The sequence below is a fragment of the Bacillus sp. UMB0728 genome, from assembly GCF_002858875.1.
Taxonomy (GTDB): Bacteria; Bacillota; Bacilli; order Bacillales; family Cytobacillaceae; genus Bacillus_AB; species Bacillus_AB infantis.
In genome coordinates this window covers 34666-52349 of sequence record NZ_PKLA01000004.1, presented here as the reverse complement: position 1 = coordinate 52349, position 17684 = coordinate 34666, and the positions used below count along the sequence as shown (strand labels likewise).

15 protein-coding genes and 1 other annotated feature are annotated in these 17684 nt (G+C 49.4%); all 15 genes read left to right on the top strand.

Annotated elements, in window-relative coordinates; genetic code table 11:
• Positions 1-43: 43 nt before the first annotated feature.
• Entirely contained in the window at positions 44-559 is a 516-nt protein-coding gene (locus tag CYJ37_RS16085) for a DivIVA domain-containing protein (protein ID WP_022543700.1), read from the top strand.
• Positions 560-603: 44 nt separating this feature from the next.
• Positions 604-847 (top strand) — a binding site (T-box leader).
• A 92-nt stretch (positions 848-939) separates the two neighbouring features.
• Positions 940-3711 carry an isoleucine--tRNA ligase gene (gene ileS / locus CYJ37_RS16080; RefSeq protein ID WP_009795990.1) on the top strand — a complete coding sequence of 924 codons (2772 nt, stop codon included), beginning with the start codon at positions 940-942 and terminating at the stop codon, positions 3709-3711.
• Between the two features lie 195 nt (positions 3712-3906).
• A complete protein-coding gene (locus CYJ37_RS16075) occupies positions 3907-4248 on the top strand; it encodes a hypothetical protein (protein ID WP_022543701.1) in 342 nt (113 codons plus the stop codon).
• Positions 4249-4347: 99 nt separating this feature from the next.
• On the top strand, positions 4348-4836 hold the full coding sequence (gene lspA / locus CYJ37_RS16070; RefSeq protein ID WP_022543702.1) for a signal peptidase II: 489 nt from the start codon (positions 4348-4350) through the stop codon (positions 4834-4836).
• On the top strand, positions 4811-5716 hold the full coding sequence (locus CYJ37_RS16065; RefSeq protein WP_101550649.1) for an RluA family pseudouridine synthase: 906 nt from the start codon (positions 4811-4813) through the stop codon (positions 5714-5716). Before lspA ends, CYJ37_RS16065 begins: the two co-directional genes overlap by 26 nt.
• A gap of 216 nt (positions 5717-5932) precedes the next feature.
• Positions 5933-6475, top strand: a complete 543-nt coding sequence (pyrR, locus tag CYJ37_RS16060; protein ID WP_009795986.1) for a bifunctional pyr operon transcriptional regulator/uracil phosphoribosyltransferase PyrR — start codon at positions 5933-5935, stop codon at positions 6473-6475.
• 143 nt (positions 6476-6618) lie between these two features.
• A complete protein-coding gene (locus CYJ37_RS16055; RefSeq protein ID WP_101551131.1) occupies positions 6619-7923 on the top strand; it encodes a solute carrier family 23 protein in 1305 nt (434 codons plus the stop codon).
• Between the two features lie 175 nt (positions 7924-8098).
• Positions 8099-9037: an aspartate carbamoyltransferase catalytic subunit gene (locus tag CYJ37_RS16050; RefSeq protein WP_101550647.1), complete on the top strand. Its 939-nt coding sequence runs from the start codon at positions 8099-8101 to the stop codon at positions 9035-9037.
• Entirely contained in the window at positions 9000-10286 is a 1287-nt protein-coding gene (locus CYJ37_RS16045; protein WP_101550645.1) for a dihydroorotase, read from the top strand. The genes CYJ37_RS16050 and CYJ37_RS16045 overlap by 38 nt, the downstream gene beginning before the upstream one ends.
• On the top strand, positions 10283-11389 hold the full coding sequence (locus CYJ37_RS16040) for a carbamoyl phosphate synthase small subunit (RefSeq protein WP_101550644.1): 1107 nt from the start codon (positions 10283-10285) through the stop codon (positions 11387-11389). The genes CYJ37_RS16045 and CYJ37_RS16040 overlap by 4 nt, the downstream gene beginning before the upstream one ends.
• Positions 11368-14580 carry a carbamoyl-phosphate synthase large subunit gene (gene carB / locus CYJ37_RS16035; RefSeq protein ID WP_009795981.1) on the top strand — a complete coding sequence of 1071 codons (3213 nt, stop codon included), beginning with the start codon at positions 11368-11370 and terminating at the stop codon, positions 14578-14580. Before CYJ37_RS16040 ends, carB begins: the two co-directional genes overlap by 22 nt.
• A complete protein-coding gene (locus CYJ37_RS16030) occupies positions 14577-15356 on the top strand; it encodes a dihydroorotate dehydrogenase electron transfer subunit (protein WP_009795980.1) in 780 nt (259 codons plus the stop codon). Before carB ends, CYJ37_RS16030 begins: the two co-directional genes overlap by 4 nt.
• Positions 15353-16294 (top strand): dihydroorotate dehydrogenase, encoded by a 942-nt coding sequence (locus CYJ37_RS16025; protein ID WP_101550642.1) that lies wholly within the window; start codon positions 15353-15355, stop codon positions 16292-16294. Before CYJ37_RS16030 ends, CYJ37_RS16025 begins: the two co-directional genes overlap by 4 nt.
• Positions 16266-16982, top strand: a complete 717-nt coding sequence (gene pyrF, locus CYJ37_RS16020) for an orotidine-5'-phosphate decarboxylase (RefSeq protein WP_009795978.1) — start codon at positions 16266-16268, stop codon at positions 16980-16982. Before CYJ37_RS16025 ends, pyrF begins: the two co-directional genes overlap by 29 nt.
• On the top strand, positions 16979-17614 hold the full coding sequence (pyrE, locus tag CYJ37_RS16015) for an orotate phosphoribosyltransferase (RefSeq protein WP_094767494.1): 636 nt from the start codon (positions 16979-16981) through the stop codon (positions 17612-17614). The genes pyrF and pyrE overlap by 4 nt, the downstream gene beginning before the upstream one ends.
• Positions 17615-17684: the final 70 nt, after the last annotated feature.

Below are 17684 nucleotides of genomic sequence, written 5' to 3'. Positions count from 1 at the left end.
ACGCTGTCATACATATGCTTTAAGACTCATAGGGGGTGGCATTATGCCTTTAACACCATTAGATATACATAACAAGGAGTTCAGCAAAGGCTTCAGAGGCTATGACGAAGATGAAGTAAACGAATTTCTTGACCAGATCATCAAGGATTACGAAATACTGATCAGGGAGAAAAAGGAGCTTTCGGAAAGGCTTACAGATTTGAATGACCGGATCGGGCATTTCACCAATATTGAGGAAACGCTGAACAAATCCATCGTCGTTGCACAGGAAGCCGCTGAAGAAGTCAGGCGCAATGCACAGAAGGAAGCCAAGCTGATCATCAAGGAAGCGGAGAAGAATGCCGACCGCATTGTGAATGAATCCTTATCAAAAGCAAGGAAGATTGCCCTGGAGATCGAGGATTTGAAGAAGCAGTCAAAGGTCTTCAGAACACGGTTCAGGATGCTGATCGAAGCACAGCTGGATATGCTCAATACAGAGGACTGGGACCATCTCCTTCAGTATGAGCTCGATTCAACGGATCTGAAATCAACTGAGGAAGAAGACTCACTGGCTTGACGTAGCCTGCATGAATCGAATATAATCCATATCATAAGAAAATATTGACTGCGTTGAAAGGGACAGTACAGCATTCTATATGCTTTTAAGATTAGCGATCCAGGGACGGTGGGAGCCTGGAATAAGCAGATTGCTGGAAGATCACCCTAGAGTACCTGCCTGAACGTTCTCCGAACCAGTAAGGTGCAGGCGTTTCATCCGCGTTAAGGATGCTTTGAGCGGGCAGAATAATTCTTTTCTGTCTACAAGGGTGGTACCGCGGGAGCTATAAGCCTTCTCGTCCCTTTACCGGGATGAGAGGGCTTTTTTTGTTTTTCTCAAGTGGAAAACGCCCGGTAACGGCAAGTCAAATTACCTAAATGAAAGCAGGAGGAATTGCAGTGGAATACAAAGATACATTATTGATGCCAAAAACAGAATTTCCGATGCGCGGAAATCTCCCAAAAAGGGAGCCGGAAATCCAGGGCAAATGGGAAGAAATGAATATTTATGAAAAGGTGCAGGAGCATACGAAGGGCCGGCCGATGTTTGTTCTCCATGATGGCCCTCCATATGCTAACGGCGATATCCATATGGGCCATGCGCTGAATAAAATCCTTAAAGATTTTATTGTCCGCTACAAGTCCATGAGCGGATTCCATGCACCATATGTACCAGGCTGGGATACCCACGGCCTGCCGATTGAGCAGGCATTGACGAATAAAGGCGTTAAGAGAAAAGAAATGACAGTTGCCGAGTTCAGAAAGCTTTGCGAGGAGTATGCCTATGAACAGGTTGACAGCCAGCGTTCACAATTTAAACGCCTTGGCGTCCGCGGCGACTGGGAAAACCCTTATATCACGCTGCAGCCTCAATATGAAGCACAGCAGATCAAGGTATTTGGCGATATGGCTAAAAAAGGCTATATCTACAAAGGGAAGAAACCGGTCTACTGGTCACCTTCAAGTGAATCAGCACTTGCCGAAGCGGAGATTGAATACCAGGATAAGCGCTCTCCTTCCATTTATGTTGGCTTTAAAGTCAAAGATGGAAAAGGTGTATTGGATCAGGATGTCCAAATCGTCATCTGGACGACAACTCCTTGGACGATCCCGGCCAATCTGGGGATCAGCGTCCATCCTGACCTTAATTATGTGGTTGCAGAAGCGGGCGGCAGCAAATATCTGGTCGCAGAAGAGCTCTTGGAATCTGTGGCAGGAGAAACTGGCTGGGAAGACCCGGCTGTCGTTAAGACAGTCAAAGGAAGCGAGCTGGAAAACATCCTTGCCTCCCATCCGCTTTATGGCCGCGATTCGCTTGTCATGCTTGGCGACCATGTAACCGTTGATGCAGGTACAGGCTGTGTCCACACTGCGCCCGGCCATGGTGAAGATGACTTTTATGTTGGCCAGAAATATGGACTTGAGGTATTGTGCCCGGTCGATGATAAGGGTCTTATGACCAATGAAGCTGAAGGCTTTGAAGGCCTCTTCTATGACGAAGCCAACAAGCCGATCACCGAAGCGCTTAAAGAAAAGGGTGCATTATTGGGCCTGAAGTTCATCACTCACTCTTATCCGCATGACTGGAGAACGAAGAAGCCGGTCATTTTCAGGGCTACAGCGCAATGGTTCGCATCCATCAAGGACTTCCGCAATGAGCTCCTGGAAGCTGTTAAAGAAACGAAATGGGTGCCGGCATGGGGAGAAACACGCCTGTTCAATATGGTCCGCGACCGCGGCGACTGGTGTATTTCCCGCCAGCGTGCATGGGGCGTTCCTATCCCTGTCTTTTATGCTGAAAACGGCGACAGCATCATTACTGATGAAACAATTGATCATGTTTCTGCCCTTTTCAGGGAACACGGCTCCAATATCTGGTTCGAGAAAGAGGCCAAAGAGCTATTGCCTGAAGGGTTCACACATCCTGGCAGCCCGAATGGCAAGTTCACAAAAGAAACGGATATCATGGATGTCTGGTTTGATTCCGGCTCATCCCACCAGGCTGTCCTGGAAGAACGCGATGATCTGCAGCGTCCTGCAGACCTTTACCTTGAAGGCTCTGATCAGTACAGAGGCTGGTTCAATTCATCCCTGTCCACCTCAGTGGCAGTAACTGGAAAGGCGCCGTATAAGGGCGTTCTTAGCCACGGCTTTGCACTTGACGGCGAAGGCAGGAAAATGAGTAAATCCATCGGAAATGTTGTCGTTCCGGCGAAGGTCATGAACCAGCTTGGAGCAGATATCCTGCGTCTTTGGGTGGCATCTGTAGACTACCAGGCAGACGTAAGAGTCTCTGACCCGATCCTGAAGCAGGTTGCTGAGGTTTACCGCAAGATCAGAAACACATTCAGATTCCTGCTTGGGAACCTGGCTGACTTCAATCCTGAGAAAGATGCAGTTGTCTTTGAAAACCTCAGGGAAGTCGATCAGTTCATGCTCGTGAAGCTGAACAAGCTGGTCAAAAACGTCAAGGAAGCTTATGACCGCTATGAATTCGCAGGCATTTACCATGCGATCAATAATTTCTGTACATTGGACTTAAGTTCATTCTACCTGGATTTTGCCAAAGATGTTCTTTACATCGAGGCCGAAGATAATGCGGACCGCCGTGCGATTCAGACAGTGCTTTATGAAAGCCTTGTTGCGCTTGCAAAGCTGACTGCGCCGATTCTTTCTCATACAGCTGATGAAGTATGGTCCTTTATCCCTGCTGCGAAGGAAGAAAGTGTCCAGCTGACAGACATGCCTGAATACAAAGAGCTTCCTAATGCAGATGAACTGATGAAAAAATGGACATCATTCATGAATTTGCGCGATGAAGTGCTTAAAGCACTTGAAGAGGCACGAAATGAAAAAGTGATCGGGAAATCCCTGGCAGCAAAGATCACTCTTTATCCAACGGCTGAAACTAGAAGCCTTCTTGACAGCATTAAAGAAGATGTGAAACAGCTGTTCATCGTTTCCGCCTTTGAAATCGGCGGAGAGTATGGCGAGGCGCCTGAAGAAGCCCTCAAGCTCGACAAAGCGGCAATTCTTGTGTCTAAAGCAGAAGGCGAAACATGCGAGCGCTGCTGGACAGTTACACCGGAAGTCGGTGCTGATTCCAGCCACCCTTCGCTTTGCCCGCGCTGTGCAAGTGTTGTAAAAAACAACTATAGCCATTTGGCATAATAACAGACCCGGCTGCCTGGTGCAGCCGGGTTTTTGATTTTTTTCCTGTCACCTAACCCCCGAAAGATTACCTTTTTTTTCGATAAATCCTTCCACCTTATCTAAACTTTGTGCTCTTTGTTAAATGTTTATCAGGTTCTGTGCGCCCAGGCCGGAGATAATAATTTTAAACAAAGAAGAACGGAGGAAGCGGCAATGGACAGCTCATTTGAAAAGCTCTATTCAGAACTCCGTGCAACTAAAGAGGAATTGCTTCAGAGGCTGGAAAGCGGAAGATGCTCAGCCCTTATCCAGCCATTAATATATGATGAGTTGGCCGATATTAACCGCGCCATCGGAAAATTGGAAAAAGGGGAATACGGAAAATGTGAAATATCCGGGGAATTGATACCGGAAAATCTGCTGTCAGTCATCCCAACTATGGTAGCATTGTCAGATTATGATAAGCTTGGGGCGTTTTGCCGAAAGCCGATGGAATCAGTTTTTGAACCGTCCGCAGACACCGCTTCTTTCTTGATGATGATTATGAGAGGCTGAACCGGTCAGCAGCAGCCTTCATAGTGGATAAAAGGTGTCGTTTTCATGGAGATTATGCTAAAATGCTAAGGTAATGACTTCAAATTGGAGGTAGCCTTTGTGTTTTATTACATAATTGCCTTATTTGTTATTGCTCTGGATCAGCTGACCAAATGGCTGATTGTTAAAAATATGGAGCTTGGTGAAAGCATCCCGGTGATCGAGAATTTTCTTTATATCACATCGCACCGCAACAGGGGGGCGGCATGGGGAATTCTTGAAGGGCAAATGTGGTTTTTCTATGTTATTACAGTTGCCGTCATCATAGGTATTGTCTATTACATCAAGACCGCAGCAAAAGGGAAGCGATTGCTTGGCATCGCACTGGGATTAATGCTCGGAGGGGCGATCGGCAATTTTATCGACAGGGTTTTCCGCAAAGAAGTGGTTGATTTCGTCAACACATATATCTTTGGATATGATTTTCCTGTCTTTAATGTGGCCGATTCATCATTGGTTGTCGGGGTAATCATACTGATGATACAAATGCTCCGGGAAGAGCGGGAAGCGAAGGAGAAATCGAATGGAGAAAATGGAATACATCATTAATGAAGAAGTGGCAGGGGAAAGGCTTGATAAAGCTGTTTCACTGCTGAACGAAGAGCTGTCAAGATCACAGGCGCAGCAAATGATCAAGGATGGCCATATCCTTGTCAACGGCCAGGGAACTAAAACGAATTATAAATGCAGCACTGATGATAAGATTGAAATATCATTCCCAGAACCGGAAGAGCTTGATGTCTTACCGGAAGAGATGGACCTTGATATCTATTATGAAGATGGTGATGTCCTTGTCGTTAATAAGCCTAAGGGAATGGTCGTCCATCCTGCGCCAGGTCATGCATCAGGAACGCTGGTCAATGGCCTTATGGCACACTGCAAGGACCTTTCCGGCATTAATGGCGTCCTGCGCCCGGGAATCGTTCACCGCATCGATAAGGATACATCAGGCCTGCTGATGGTTGCCAAGAATGATATGGCCCATGAAAGCCTGGTGGATCAGCTTGTTGAAAAAACCGTGACAAGGAAGTACCAGGCAATTGTTCATGGAACCATCCCTCATGACTATGGAACGGTTGATGCTCCGCTTGGAAGGGATCCTAAAGACAGGCAGAGCATGACAGTGGTGGATGGCGGAAAGCATGCGGTCACGCATTTTCATGTGATTCACCGCTACAAGGATTTTACCCATGTGGAATGCCAGCTTGAAACAGGAAGGACCCACCAGATCCGCGTTCATATGAAATATATCGGCTATCCGCTGGCAGGGGACCCGAAGTACGGGCCAAGAAAGACACTTGAAATCGGCGGACAGGCACTGCATGCAGGTGTTCTGGGCTTTGTGCATCCAAGAACCGGGGAATACATGGAATTTGAGGCTCCTCTTCCGGCATACTTCTCGGAACTCCTGGAAAAACTGGGCAAGTAGCATCTGAAAAATAATAATCGTTGACATCTGTCCTAAAATATTTTACTATAGCTTTAATGAATATGACCTTTAAGACCAGTCCTGTGAGACTGAGAAGGTATCGGATACGGAAGGGATTCCCCTTCCTGCACTAAAAGTGCAGCCAAACCTCTCGTCGTGCAGGCGGGAGGTTTTTTTATACAAGAATCGTGCAGCCTGATGCTGGAGGGTGATAACATGACACAAAAAGCAGTGGTATTAGATGAACAGGCAATCAGGAGGGCATTGACCAGGATCGCCCATGAAATCATTGAGAAGAACAAAGGGATAGATGAATGTGTGCTTGTAGGGATCAGGACCCGAGGCATCTACTTGGCAAATCGCCTGGCTGACAGGATTGAACAGATCGAGGGTAAAAGGATCCCTGTCGGGGAGCTGGATATTACGCTGTACCGTGATGATCTGACAAAGAAAACGGATGACGATCAGCCGCTGGTCAAAGGCAGCGACATTCCGCAGGATATCACCAATCAAAAAGTCATCCTCATCGACGATGTACTGTATACAGGCAGGACAGTCAGAGCGGGCCTCGATGCCCTGGTAGACATCGGCAGACCGGCTGCGATTCAGCTGGCAGTCCTGGTGGACAGGGGCCATAGAGAGCTCCCGATCCGGGCAGATTATGTAGGCAAAAACATACCGACTTCCAGCTCGGAAAAAATAGTCGTTGAACTGAAGGAAGTAGATGAAACCGATCAAGTAAGCATCTTTGAAAACTGAACATCCCCCTTTTAACGCAGTCCAGAGAGGCTGGCAAAGGGGAACATGGCTGGTGTCTTTTCAGCTGTGCTCCTATGCCCTCTGTGCGAAAAAGCAAGAGGGTTTTTTTGCGGGGAAAAGACGAATACAAAGGAGACAAAGCCATGAATAAACCATTATTAGACGTAAACGAAGTACCAAAGCCATTTCAATGGATTACCTTAAGCATCCAGCATTTATTCGCCATGTTCGGCGCAACCATTCTTGTTCCTTACCTCGTCGGACTTGATCCGGCCATTGCACTCATTTCGAGCGGACTTGGAACCATTGCTTTTCTGATCGTCACAAAATGGCAGGTTCCGGCATATCTTGGCTCATCCTTTGCCTTCATCGCACCGATCATCGCAGCGAAGACCGCAGGCGGGCCGGGCGCAGCCATGATCGGCAGCTTTATGGCCGGCCTGGTATACGGCATCGTGGCGCTCATCATTAAAAAAGCAGGTTATCGCTGGATCATGAAGCTGCTTCCGCCTGTTGTGGTCGGCCCGGTCATCATTGTCATCGGACTTGGTCTTGCAGGCACAGCGGTAGGAATGGCAATGAACAATGCAGACGGGGAATACAGCTTCCTGTACTTTTCCGCCGGGCTCGTCACATTGGCGGCAACCATTGTTTTCTCCATCTACTTTAAAGGGATGCTGAGCATGATCCCGATTCTTGGCGGGATCATCATCGGGTATATATACTCCGTATTTGCGGGTCTTGTAGATTTCACTCCGGTTCTCGAAGCAAAGTGGTTTGAAGCACCAAATTTCCTCATTCCATTTGCAGATTATAAAGTTGATCTGTCATCATTGAAGATCGCATTGCTGATGGTGCCTGTAGCAGTCGTCACTTTATCAGAGCATATAGGCCACCAGCTTGTTCTCAGCAAAGTGGTAGGCAGGGATTATATTAAAAACCCGGGACTTCACAGGTCGATTCTCGGGGACGGGATGGCAACCATCATTTCCGCGCTGATCGGCGGACCGCCTAAAACAACTTACGGCGAAAATATCGGCGTCCTTGCGATCACAAGGGTCTACAGTGTATATGTGCTGGCCGGTGCCGCAGTAGTTGCGACCGTGTTTGGCTTCATCGGCAAGATCACTGCGCTGATCGCTTCAATCCCGACACCTGTGATGGGCGGGGTTTCCATCCTGCTGTTCGGCATCATCGCCTCGTCCGGACTGAGAATGCTGGTTGACAGCAAGGTGGACTTTGGGGACAAACGGAATCTGGTCATCTCGTCTGTCATCCTGGTCATCGGGATCGGCGGAGCCCATGTAACTCTGGGCGGATTAAATCTGGAAGGTATGGCGCTCGCGGCAATCTGCGGTGTGGTGCTCAACCTGATCCTGCCAGGCAAACCTCAGATTGAAGAAGATATGTTTGAAGCGGAAACCGAAAAAAAAAGTAATGTTGCATAAGAAAGACACTTTTTAAAGAAGTCCAGAGAGGCTTGCAAGGGTGTTGATGTGCTGCGGGAGGAAGCTCGGCTGCTTTTTCCCGTGCAGTATGGCATGTTGACTTTTCAGCACCCTGAACCAGGTTCAGGGTGCTTTTTTTACAGCCTTGCCCGCCTCCGTTAAGGAGGAAGCAAAGATGAAAGATCTGCTCACGATGAATGAATTGAGCTTAATGGAAATCGGGGAGATTCTGAAACAGGCGCAGGAGTTTGCTGAAGGCGCAGTGTGGAGGCCGTCTTCACAGTCCTTCGTTGCCAATCTCTTCTTTGAGGCAAGCACAAGGACCAAGTGCAGCTTTGAAGTTGCTGAGAGGAGGCTTGGACTTGGTGTCATCCCATTTGAAGCAGGGACTTCAAGCGTCCAGAAGGGCGAATCGCTTTATGACACGGTGAGGACACTCGAGTCCATTGGTGTCGATGCGGTGGTCATCCGCCATCAGGAGGAAGATTACTTCAGCGCGCTTTCCGGTAAGATAGGCATCCCGGTCCTGAATGCAGGTGACGGCTGCGGGCACCATCCAACCCAGTCGCTGCTGGATCTGCTGACGATCCGGCAGGAGTTCCGCCGCTTTGCCGGCTTGAAGGTGGCCATCATCGGCGACATCCTTCACAGCAGGGTGGCAAGGTCCAATGCTGAAGCACTGGCAAGGCTTGGGGCAGAGGTTGTATTCTCAGGGCCGGAAGAATGGTTCGACCCTTCCTTCCGCCATTCTGGAAGCTTTGAAGAAATCGATGAAGCGGCTGCGACTGCGGATGTGGTCATGCTCCTGAGAATACAGCATGAGAGGCATCAGGAAAGCACTGGGATGTCTGCTGCCGAGTACCACGAAAAATACGGACTGACAGAAAAGCGCGAAAAGCGGATGAAGCAGGGAAGCATCATCATGCATCCTGCACCGGTCAACAGAGGGGTCGAGATAGCAGACAGCCTGGTGGAATGCAGCAGGTCAAGGATTTTTAAACAGATGGAAAATGGTGTATTTGTCCGCATGGCAGTTCTGAAAAGGTCACTTGAACATAAAGAGGGGAGCGGTAAATATGAAGAAGCTGATCAAAAATGGCAGATTGCTTACTGAAAACGGAGAGCTGGTACAGAAGGATATCCTGATCGAGGACGGAAAAATCGCAAAGATCGGGGCTGGGATCGCCAGTCCAGATGCTGAAGTGATAAATGCAGAAGGGCTGCTGGCAGTCCCGGGCTTCGTTGACCTTCATGTACACCTCAGGGAGCCGGGGGGAGAAAAGAAAGAAACGATTGAAACAGGGACCAGGGCAGCAGCCCGCGGTGGCTTTACAACAATCGCCCCAATGCCTAACACAAGGCCGGTGCCTGACACGGTGGAGCAGCTGGAATGGCTGAACAGAAGGATTGCGGAAACGGCTCATGTGCGGGTCCTTCCTTATGCTTCGATCACCGTCAGGCAGCTTGGCAGTGAGCTGACCGATTTTGAAGGGCTGAAGCAGGCCGGCGCCTTTGCTTTTACTGATGACGGCGTGGGAGTGCAGTCAGCCGGGATGATGCTTTCTGCGATGAAAAAAGCTGCTGCTGTCAGCATGCCTGTCGTTGCGCACTGCGAAGAAAATACGCTGATCAATAAAGGCTCTGTCCATGAAGGGGAATTTTCAAGGAAGCATGCAATCAATGGGATCCCATCTGTATGCGAATCTGTACATATTGCAAGAGATGTGCTCCTGGCTGAAGCGGCTGGCTGCCACTATCATGTGTGCCACATCTCTACTAAAGAGTCTGTCAGGGTTGTCAGAGACAGCAAAAGGGCAGGGATCAAGGTAACTGCTGAGGTTACGCCTCATCATCTGCTCTTATGCGAAGATGATATTCCGGGCCTTGACGCAAATTTCAAGATGAATCCGCCGCTAAGGAGCGCCAGTGACCGTGAGGCACTGATAGAAGGTCTTTTGGACGGTACGATTGATTTTATCGCAACCGATCACGCCCCGCATACCTCGGAAGAAAAAGAGGAGGGAATGGAGCTGGCCCCATTTGGGATCACAGGGCTTGAAACAGCCTTTCCGCTTCTCTACACACATCTGGTGCTAAAGGGGACCCTTACTTTAAAACAGCTGGTTGATTTCATGACAATCAAGCCTTCAGAAGCTTTCGGCCTGCCATATGGAAAGCTGGAGGAAGGTTCTCCTGCCGACCTGGTGCTGGTTAATCTGGATCATGGGCAGAACATTGATCCGCAGGAATTTGTTTCAAAAGGGAAAAACACCCCATTCTCAGGCTGGAACTGCAAAGGCTGGCCGGTCCTGACAATAGCGGGCGGAAAAACGGTATGGGCGAAGGAGAGTGTCAACGCATGAAAAAACAGCTGATTTTGGAAGACGGAACCATTTTTATCGGGGAAGGTTTTGGGAGCGATTCTGCAGCTTTCGGAGAAGTCGTATTCAACACAGGGATGACCGGATATCAGGAAATCCTCTCTGACCCTTCATACTGCAGCCAGATCGTGGTGCTGACTTACCCTCTAATCGGGAATTATGGCATCAACAGGGATGATTTTGAGAGCATTCTGCCGGCGATTCACGGATTTGTTGTTAAAGAAGCGGCTGAATACCCTTCTAACTGGAGGAACGAGCATTCTTTAGGCGCTTATCTTGAAGCGAAAGGCATTCCTGGAATAGCGGGGATCGACACTAGGAAACTGACAAGAATCATCCGGAAGCATGGAACTTTAAAAGGGAGCATATGCCCGATTGAACAGGATCCTTCCGAAGTGATTGAAAAGCTGAAATCTGCTGTCCTCCCTCGCGACCAGGTGAAAAGGGTATCAACGAAAAAAGCCTACCCTTCCCCTGGACGCGGCCGCAGGGTCGTGCTTGTGGATTACGGGATGAAGCATGGAATCCTCCGGGAGCTGAACAAGCGCGGATGTGATGTGATCGTGGTGCCATACCATACAACAAGCGAAGAGATCCTCAGCCTGAGCCCTGACGGGGTTATGCTTTCAAATGGGCCTGGGGACCCGAAAGATGTAGTGGAAGCCATCCCGATGATCCAGGGGCTGCTCGGGAAGGTCCCATTGTTTGGAATCTGCCTCGGCCACCAGCTGTTTGCCCTTGCTTGCGGCGCTGATACTGAGAAACTGAAATTCGGCCACAGGGGGTCCAATCATCCTGTCAAAGAACTTAAAACAGGGAAAGTGGCGCTGACTTCACAAAATCATGGATACTCTGTCAACGAAGATTCTATTTACGGTACACCGCTTGAAGTGACGCATATTGCGCTTAATGACGGAACAGTCGAAGGGCTGAAACATAAGAATGTACCTGCTTTTACAGTCCAATATCATCCTGAAGCCTCTCCGGGGCCGGAAGATGCCAATAATCTTTTTGAACAATTTATGCAAATGATCGAATCTGAGAAACGGGAAGGTGCTGCAGCATGCCAAAGCGTACAGATATAAAAAGCATTCTAGTGATCGGGTCGGGGCCCATTGTCATCGGGCAGGCGGCAGAATTCGACTATGCCGGGACACAGGCCTGCATAGCGCTGAAAGAAGAAGGATACAGGGTCATCCTTGTCAACTCGAATCCGGCGACCATCATGACAGATACAGAGATTGCCGATGCCGTCTATATTGAACCCCTGACACTTGAGTTTGTCAGCAGGATCATCCGCAAAGAGCGCCCGGATGCGATCGTTCCGACCCTGGGAGGACAGACCGGTCTGAACCTGGCAGTCGAGCTGTCTAAAGCAGGCGTGCTTGAAGAGTGCGGTGTGGAAGTGCTCGGCACAAAGCTGTCGGCCATTGAAAAGGCGGAAGACCGCGATCTGTTCAGAAGCTTAATGAATGAATTGGGTGAGCCGGTCCCTGAAAGTGAAATCATCCATAATATCGATGAGGCCCTTGCATTTGCAGAGCAGATCGGCTATCCGGTGATTGTCCGTCCTGCTTTCACGCTCGGCGGAACAGGGGGCGGCATCTGCCATGATGAGGAAGAACTGCTGGAAATCACGGCGAGCGGCCTGAAGAACAGCCCTGTCACCCAGTGCCTGCTCGAGAAGAGCATAGCTGGCTTCAAAGAAATAGAATACGAGGTTATGAGAGACTCGAACGATAATGCGATCGTTGTCTGCAATATGGAGAACATCGATCCGGTAGGGGTACATACAGGAGATTCTATCGTTGTCGCTCCGAGCCAGACCTTAAGCGACCGTGAATACCAGCTGCTCCGCAATGTATCACTGAAAATCATCCGTGCCCTGGAAATCGAGGGAGGCTGCAATGTTCAGCTCGCGCTGGATCCATACAGCTTCGACTATTACATCATTGAAGTGAATCCTCGTGTCAGCCGCTCTTCTGCGCTGGCTTCAAAAGCAACAGGCTATCCGATTGCCAAACTGGCGGCGAAGATTGCCGTTGGCCTGACGCTTGATGAGATGATGAACCCGGTCACCGGAAAAACGTATGCGTGCTTTGAGCCTGCCCTTGACTATATTGTCACCAAGATCCCGCGCTGGCCTTTTGATAAATTTGAGTCAGCCAACCGCTCTCTCGGTACACAGATGAAAGCAACAGGTGAGGTAATGGCCATAGGGCGGACTTTTGAAGAGTCACTGCTTAAGGCCATCAGGTCGCTGGAAGCCAATGTATACCATTTTGCTTTGAATAATCCTGAGGAAATCGATGATGCTCTTATGGAAAAGCGTATCCGCAAAGCAGGCGATGAGAGGCTGTTCTACATCTCTGAAGCGCTGAGGCGGGGAGTAACGATCGAAACCATCCATGAGTGGAGCGAGATCGACTTATTCTTCCTTTATAAAATGAACAAAATCGTGGCATTTGAGAAGACACTCTCTGGCAAACGGTTTGACCAGGAGATTGCGAAAAAAGCAAAGGAAATGGGCTTTTCTGACCTGGTGATTGCGGGGCTGTGGGATGCCTCAGAGCAGGAGGTCTACAGCTGGAGGAAGAAAAACGGCATTGTACCGGTATATAAGATGGTTGATACCTGTGCGGCGGAGTTCGAATCAGAAACACCTTATTATTACGGAACCTATGAAGAAGAAAACGAGTCTATCGTTACAGACAGGAAAAGCATCGTCGTGCTTGGGTCCGGGCCGATCCGCATTGGTCAGGGAATTGAGTTCGACTATGCAACCGTACACTCTGTATGGGCAATTAAAGAAGCCGGCTATGAAGCAATCATCATCAACAATAATCCGGAAACTGTGTCTACAGACTTCAGCATTTCCGATAAGCTTTATTTTGAACCGCTGACGATTGAGGATGTTATGCATATCATCGATCTGGAAAAACCCGAGGGGGCAGTGGTCCAATTCGGGGGCCAGACAGCGATCAATCTTGCGGCAGAACTTGTGAAACGAGGAGTGAAAATCCTCGGGACATCACTTGAAAACCTTGACCGTGCTGAGGACAGGGACAAATTTGAAATGGCGCTGACAGACCTGGGCATTCCCCAGCCGCAGGGAAAGACAGCTTTCTCTGCAGAAGATGCGGCCGTTATTGCTGCTGAAATCGGCTACCCTGTCCTTGTCCGCCCTTCATATGTCCTTGGGGGCAGGGCAATGGAGATTGTCTATAAAGAAGAAGAGCTGCTTCATTATATGAAAAATGCGGTACGTGTGAATCCGGAACATCCTGTTCTGATCGACCGCTACCTGACAGGCAAGGAAATCGAAGTTGATGCAATTTCTGACGGAGAAAGAGTCGTCATTCCAGGCATCATGGAGCATATCGAACGGGCAGGCGTCCACTCGGGCGACTCCATCGCCGTATACCCGCCTCAAAATCTGACTGATGAAGTGAAAGCGAAACTGGCCGAATATACGGAAAAGCTGGCAAAGGGCCTCGGCATCATCGGTCTCCTGAATATCCAGTATGTAGTGGCAAAAGGAGAGGTATTTGTCCTGGAAGTGAACCCGCGGTCCAGCCGGACAGTTCCATTCCTGTCTAAAATAACCAATGTCCCGATGGCTAATATTGCAACAAAGGTAATCCTTGGGCAGTCGCTTGAAAGCCAGGGGTATGAGTCAGGCCTTGTACCTGAAAAGCAGGGCGTGTATGTAAAGGTGCCGGTGTTTTCCTTTGCTAAGCTAAGGCGGGTAGACATCACGCTCGGCCCTGAGATGAAGTCGACAGGTGAAGTCATGGGGAAAGATCATACCCTTGAAAAAGCCTTATATAAAGGCCTTGTCGCATCAGGTATGAAAATCAGCAGTTACGGAAATGTCCTGATGACAGTGGCCGACAAAGATAAAGAAGAAGCTCTCGCACTTGCCAGGAGGTTTGCAGAAATCGGCTATCAGGTAATGGCGACAAGCGGTACGGCAGGCTATTTCTCTGCAGCAGGCATTCCAGTGAAAGTGGTCGGCAAAATCGGGGCAGAAGGCCCGGACCTGCTGGATGTCATCCGCAATGGAGAGGCACAGCTGGTCATCAATACGCTGACAAAAGGAAAGCAGCCGGCGCGCGACGGCTTCCGGATCCGCAGGGAATCAGTGGAAAACGGGGTCGCGTGCCTGACATCCCTGGACACAGCTGAAGCGATTCTCCAGGTAATTGAATCCATGAACTTCTCGGCAGAGGCCATGATGCCGGGCAGCCATGAGAAGAAGGCGGTCCTTCTATGATCAGGAAGGAACTCTGTACGATCGTCTCACATCAGGAAATTGCTAAAGACATTTATGAGCTCACCTTAAAAGGTGAGCTTGTCAATGAGATGGAGACTGCGGGACAGTTCGTCCATTTAAAAGTATCAAACGGATATGACCCGCTTTTAAGAAGGCCGATTTCGATTGCGGAAATCAATAAAAGCCGCCAGACCTTTACGATGATCTACAGGGCAGGAGGCAGGGGCACTATTCTGCTGGCTTCAAAGCAGTCAGGCGAAAAGGTCGATGTCCTTGGTCCGCTGGGCAATGGCTTTCCTGACAATGAAGCCCTGCCAGGCCAGACAGCCCTCCTTATAGGGGGGGGAATTGGTGTGCCGCCCCTATATGAATTGTCCAAAAGATTAAAAGCGAGAGGCGTCAAGACAGTACATGTGCTTGGATTTCAATCGGCTGAACAAGTGTTTTATGAAAGGGAATTTTCAGTGCTGGGAGAAACATTTATTGCAACGGCGGATGGAACATACGGATCCAGGGGCTTTGTGACAGATATTATCAGCCGGGAATCGCTTGTATTTGATGTAATATATGCCTGCGGGCCGACACCCATGCTCAGGGCACTGGAAAATGCCTACCTGGACAAAAAGGTATTTTTATCGCTGGAAGAGCGGATGGGATGCGGCCTGGGTGCATGCTTTGCCTGTGTCTGCCATACGGCGGATGACCCGGAGGGCTTCAGCTATAAAAAAGTCTGCACTGACGGGCCTGTGTTCAGGGCAGGGGAGGTTGTACTATGAGTATGCTGAATGTGGAGCTGCCAGGATTAACCCTTAAAAATCCGATCATGCCTGCCTCCGGCTGCTTCGGCTTCGGAAAGGAATACAGCGGGCTGTATGATTTGAGCCTGCTGGGAGCCATTATGATAAAAGCGACCACTCTTGAGCCGAGATTCGGGAATCCGACTCCTAGGGTCGCTGAAACACCAGCTGGGATGCTGAATGCAATCGGCCTGCAAAATCCGGGGCTTGATCATGTGCTTATGGAAGAGCTTCCGAGACTGGAGCAATATGATGTTCCTATTATCGCCAATATAGCAGGCAGCACGGAAGAAGATTATATAGGAGTGGCCAGAGAGTTATCAAAGGCATCCAATGTAAAGGCTTTGGAGCTGAACATTTCCTGCCCGAACGTCAAGACGGGCGGCATAGCTTTCGGGACCATCCCCGAAATCGCAAAGAGCCTGACAAAGAAAGTAAAGGCTGCATCTGCAGTGCCTGTTTATGTAAAACTGTCCCCGAATGTCACCAATATTGTAGAAATGGCTAAAGCCGTTGAAGAAGGCGGTGCAGACGGTCTTACTATGATTAATACGCTTCTTGGCATGAGGATGGATCTGAACACAGGCCGACCAATCCTTGCCAACCGGACGGGAGGCCTTTCCGGACCATCGATAAAGCCTGTGGCGTTAAGGATGATCTATGAAGTGAGCCAGCAGGTGGATCTGCCCATCATCGGAATGGGCGGAGTGGAAACAGCGGAGGATGTGATTGAGTTCTTTTATGCAGGGGCTTCAGCTGTTGCGGTCGGAACAGCCAATTTCGTCGATCCTTTTGTCTGTCCAAACATAATAGATAAGCTCCCAGAATTGCTGGAGAAGCTTGGTTTTGAGCATATTAGCGAATGTACGGGAAGGAGCTGGGGCAAGCATGAAGAATCCGCTTATCATCGCGCTTGATTTTGCTGAAAAGGAAGAAGTCTTATCCTTCCTCGGGAAATTTCCGGAAGAAAAATTATTTGTCAAAGTGGGCATGGAGCTTTTTTACCAGGAGGGACCTGACATGGTCCGGGAACTGAAGGCGGCCGGGCATGAAGTATTCCTGGATTTAAAGCTCCATGATATTCCTAATACAGTCGGCAGTGCCATGCGAAGGATTGCCGGTCTTGGATGCGATCTGGTGAATGTCCATGCAGCCGGCGGCAGCGAAATGATGAAAGCCGCCCTTGAAGGGCTGGATGAAGGGACAGCAGCCGGAAAAAAAAGGCCTCTGTGCATTGCGGTGACACAGCTCACCAGCACATCAGAGGAACAGATGCGGGCAGAGCAGCTGATCCCTGTTGCACTGAATGATTCTGTTATTCATTATGCAGGGCTTGCCAGACAGTCAGAGCTTGATGGCGTCGTCTGCTCCCCGCATGAAGCAAAGCTGCTGAACAGCCGTTTTGGGGAAGGATTCCTGACAGTGACGCCAGGGATTCGTCTGGCAGAAGAGGCGGCAGGTGATCAAAAGAGGATCAGCACACCGGGATTTGCAAGGCAGGAAGGAGTCTCGGCCATAGTAGTAGGCCGTTCCATCACAAAAGCAGCTGATCCGTATGAAGCTTATCTGTCATTTAAAAATCAATGGGAGGGCGTTTTGTCATGAATAAAACAATTGCTGAAAGATTGCTGGAAATTGGAGCGGTTACTCTGCAGCCTTCCAATCCTTTCACCTGGTCATCGGGGCTGCTGTCTCCCATCTACTGTGATAACCGCCTGACAATGTCCTATCCGGAGGTGCGCAGGGAAATAGCCGCAGGGCTTAAAGTGCTTATAGAAGAGCATTTCCCTGACGCTGAAGTCATTGCCGGAACTGCGACTGCAGGGATTCCTCATGCCGCCTGGGCAAGCGATTTGCTGGAATTGCCGATGTGCTATGTCCGTTCAAAAGCGAAAGAGCATGGAAAAGGAAAGCAGATTGAAGGAAGAGCGGAAAAAGGGCAGAAAGTAGTTGTGGTCGAAGATCTTATTTCAACTGGAGGCAGCGTCATCACAGCTGTTGATGCTCTTCGCGAAGCAGGCTGTGAAGTACTTGGGGCTGTATCCATTTTTACATATGAGCTGAAGCAGGGCGATCAGAAGCTTGCTGAAGCAGGGATACAGTCATATTCCCTGGCCACCTTCACAGAGCTTGCGGAGACAGCAAGAGAGAAGGGCCATATCACAACTGGCGAAATGGATGCCCTTTCGGAATGGAGAGAGAATCCAGCCGAATGGGGCGCTGCTGCCAGACAATAATTGAAGTACTAAAAGTAAGATTTCTTATCTTGAAATAAAAAAGGAAGCAGAATCTGCGGACTCTGCTTCT

Coding starts and splice junctions, on each gene's coding strand:
- CYJ37_RS16055 (WP_101551131.1), top strand. CDS start 6,619: ATGAATAAACCATTATTAGACGTAAACGAAGTACCAAAGCCATTTCAA.
- CYJ37_RS16040 (WP_101550644.1), top strand. CDS start 10,283: ATGAAAAAACAGCTGATTTTGGAAGACGGAACCATTTTTATCGGGGAA.
- carB (WP_009795981.1), top strand. CDS start 11,368: ATGCCAAAGCGTACAGATATAAAAAGCATTCTAGTGATCGGGTCGGGG.
- CYJ37_RS16075 (WP_022543701.1), top strand. CDS start 3,907: ATGGACAGCTCATTTGAAAAGCTCTATTCAGAACTCCGTGCAACTAAA.
- pyrR (WP_009795986.1), top strand. CDS start 5,933: ATGACACAAAAAGCAGTGGTATTAGATGAACAGGCAATCAGGAGGGCA.
- CYJ37_RS16065 (WP_101550649.1), top strand. CDS start 4,811: ATGGAGAAAATGGAATACATCATTAATGAAGAAGTGGCAGGGGAAAGG.
- CYJ37_RS16045 (WP_101550645.1), top strand. CDS start 9,000: ATGAAGAAGCTGATCAAAAATGGCAGATTGCTTACTGAAAACGGAGAG.
- pyrF (WP_009795978.1), top strand. CDS start 16,266: ATGAAGAATCCGCTTATCATCGCGCTTGATTTTGCTGAAAAGGAAGAA.
- CYJ37_RS16085 (WP_022543700.1), top strand. CDS start 44: ATGCCTTTAACACCATTAGATATACATAACAAGGAGTTCAGCAAAGGC.
- CYJ37_RS16025 (WP_101550642.1), top strand. CDS start 15,353: ATGAGTATGCTGAATGTGGAGCTGCCAGGATTAACCCTTAAAAATCCG.
- pyrE (WP_094767494.1), top strand. CDS start 16,979: ATGAATAAAACAATTGCTGAAAGATTGCTGGAAATTGGAGCGGTTACT.
- CYJ37_RS16050 (WP_101550647.1), top strand. CDS start 8,099: ATGAAAGATCTGCTCACGATGAATGAATTGAGCTTAATGGAAATCGGG.
- CYJ37_RS16030 (WP_009795980.1), top strand. CDS start 14,577: ATGATCAGGAAGGAACTCTGTACGATCGTCTCACATCAGGAAATTGCT.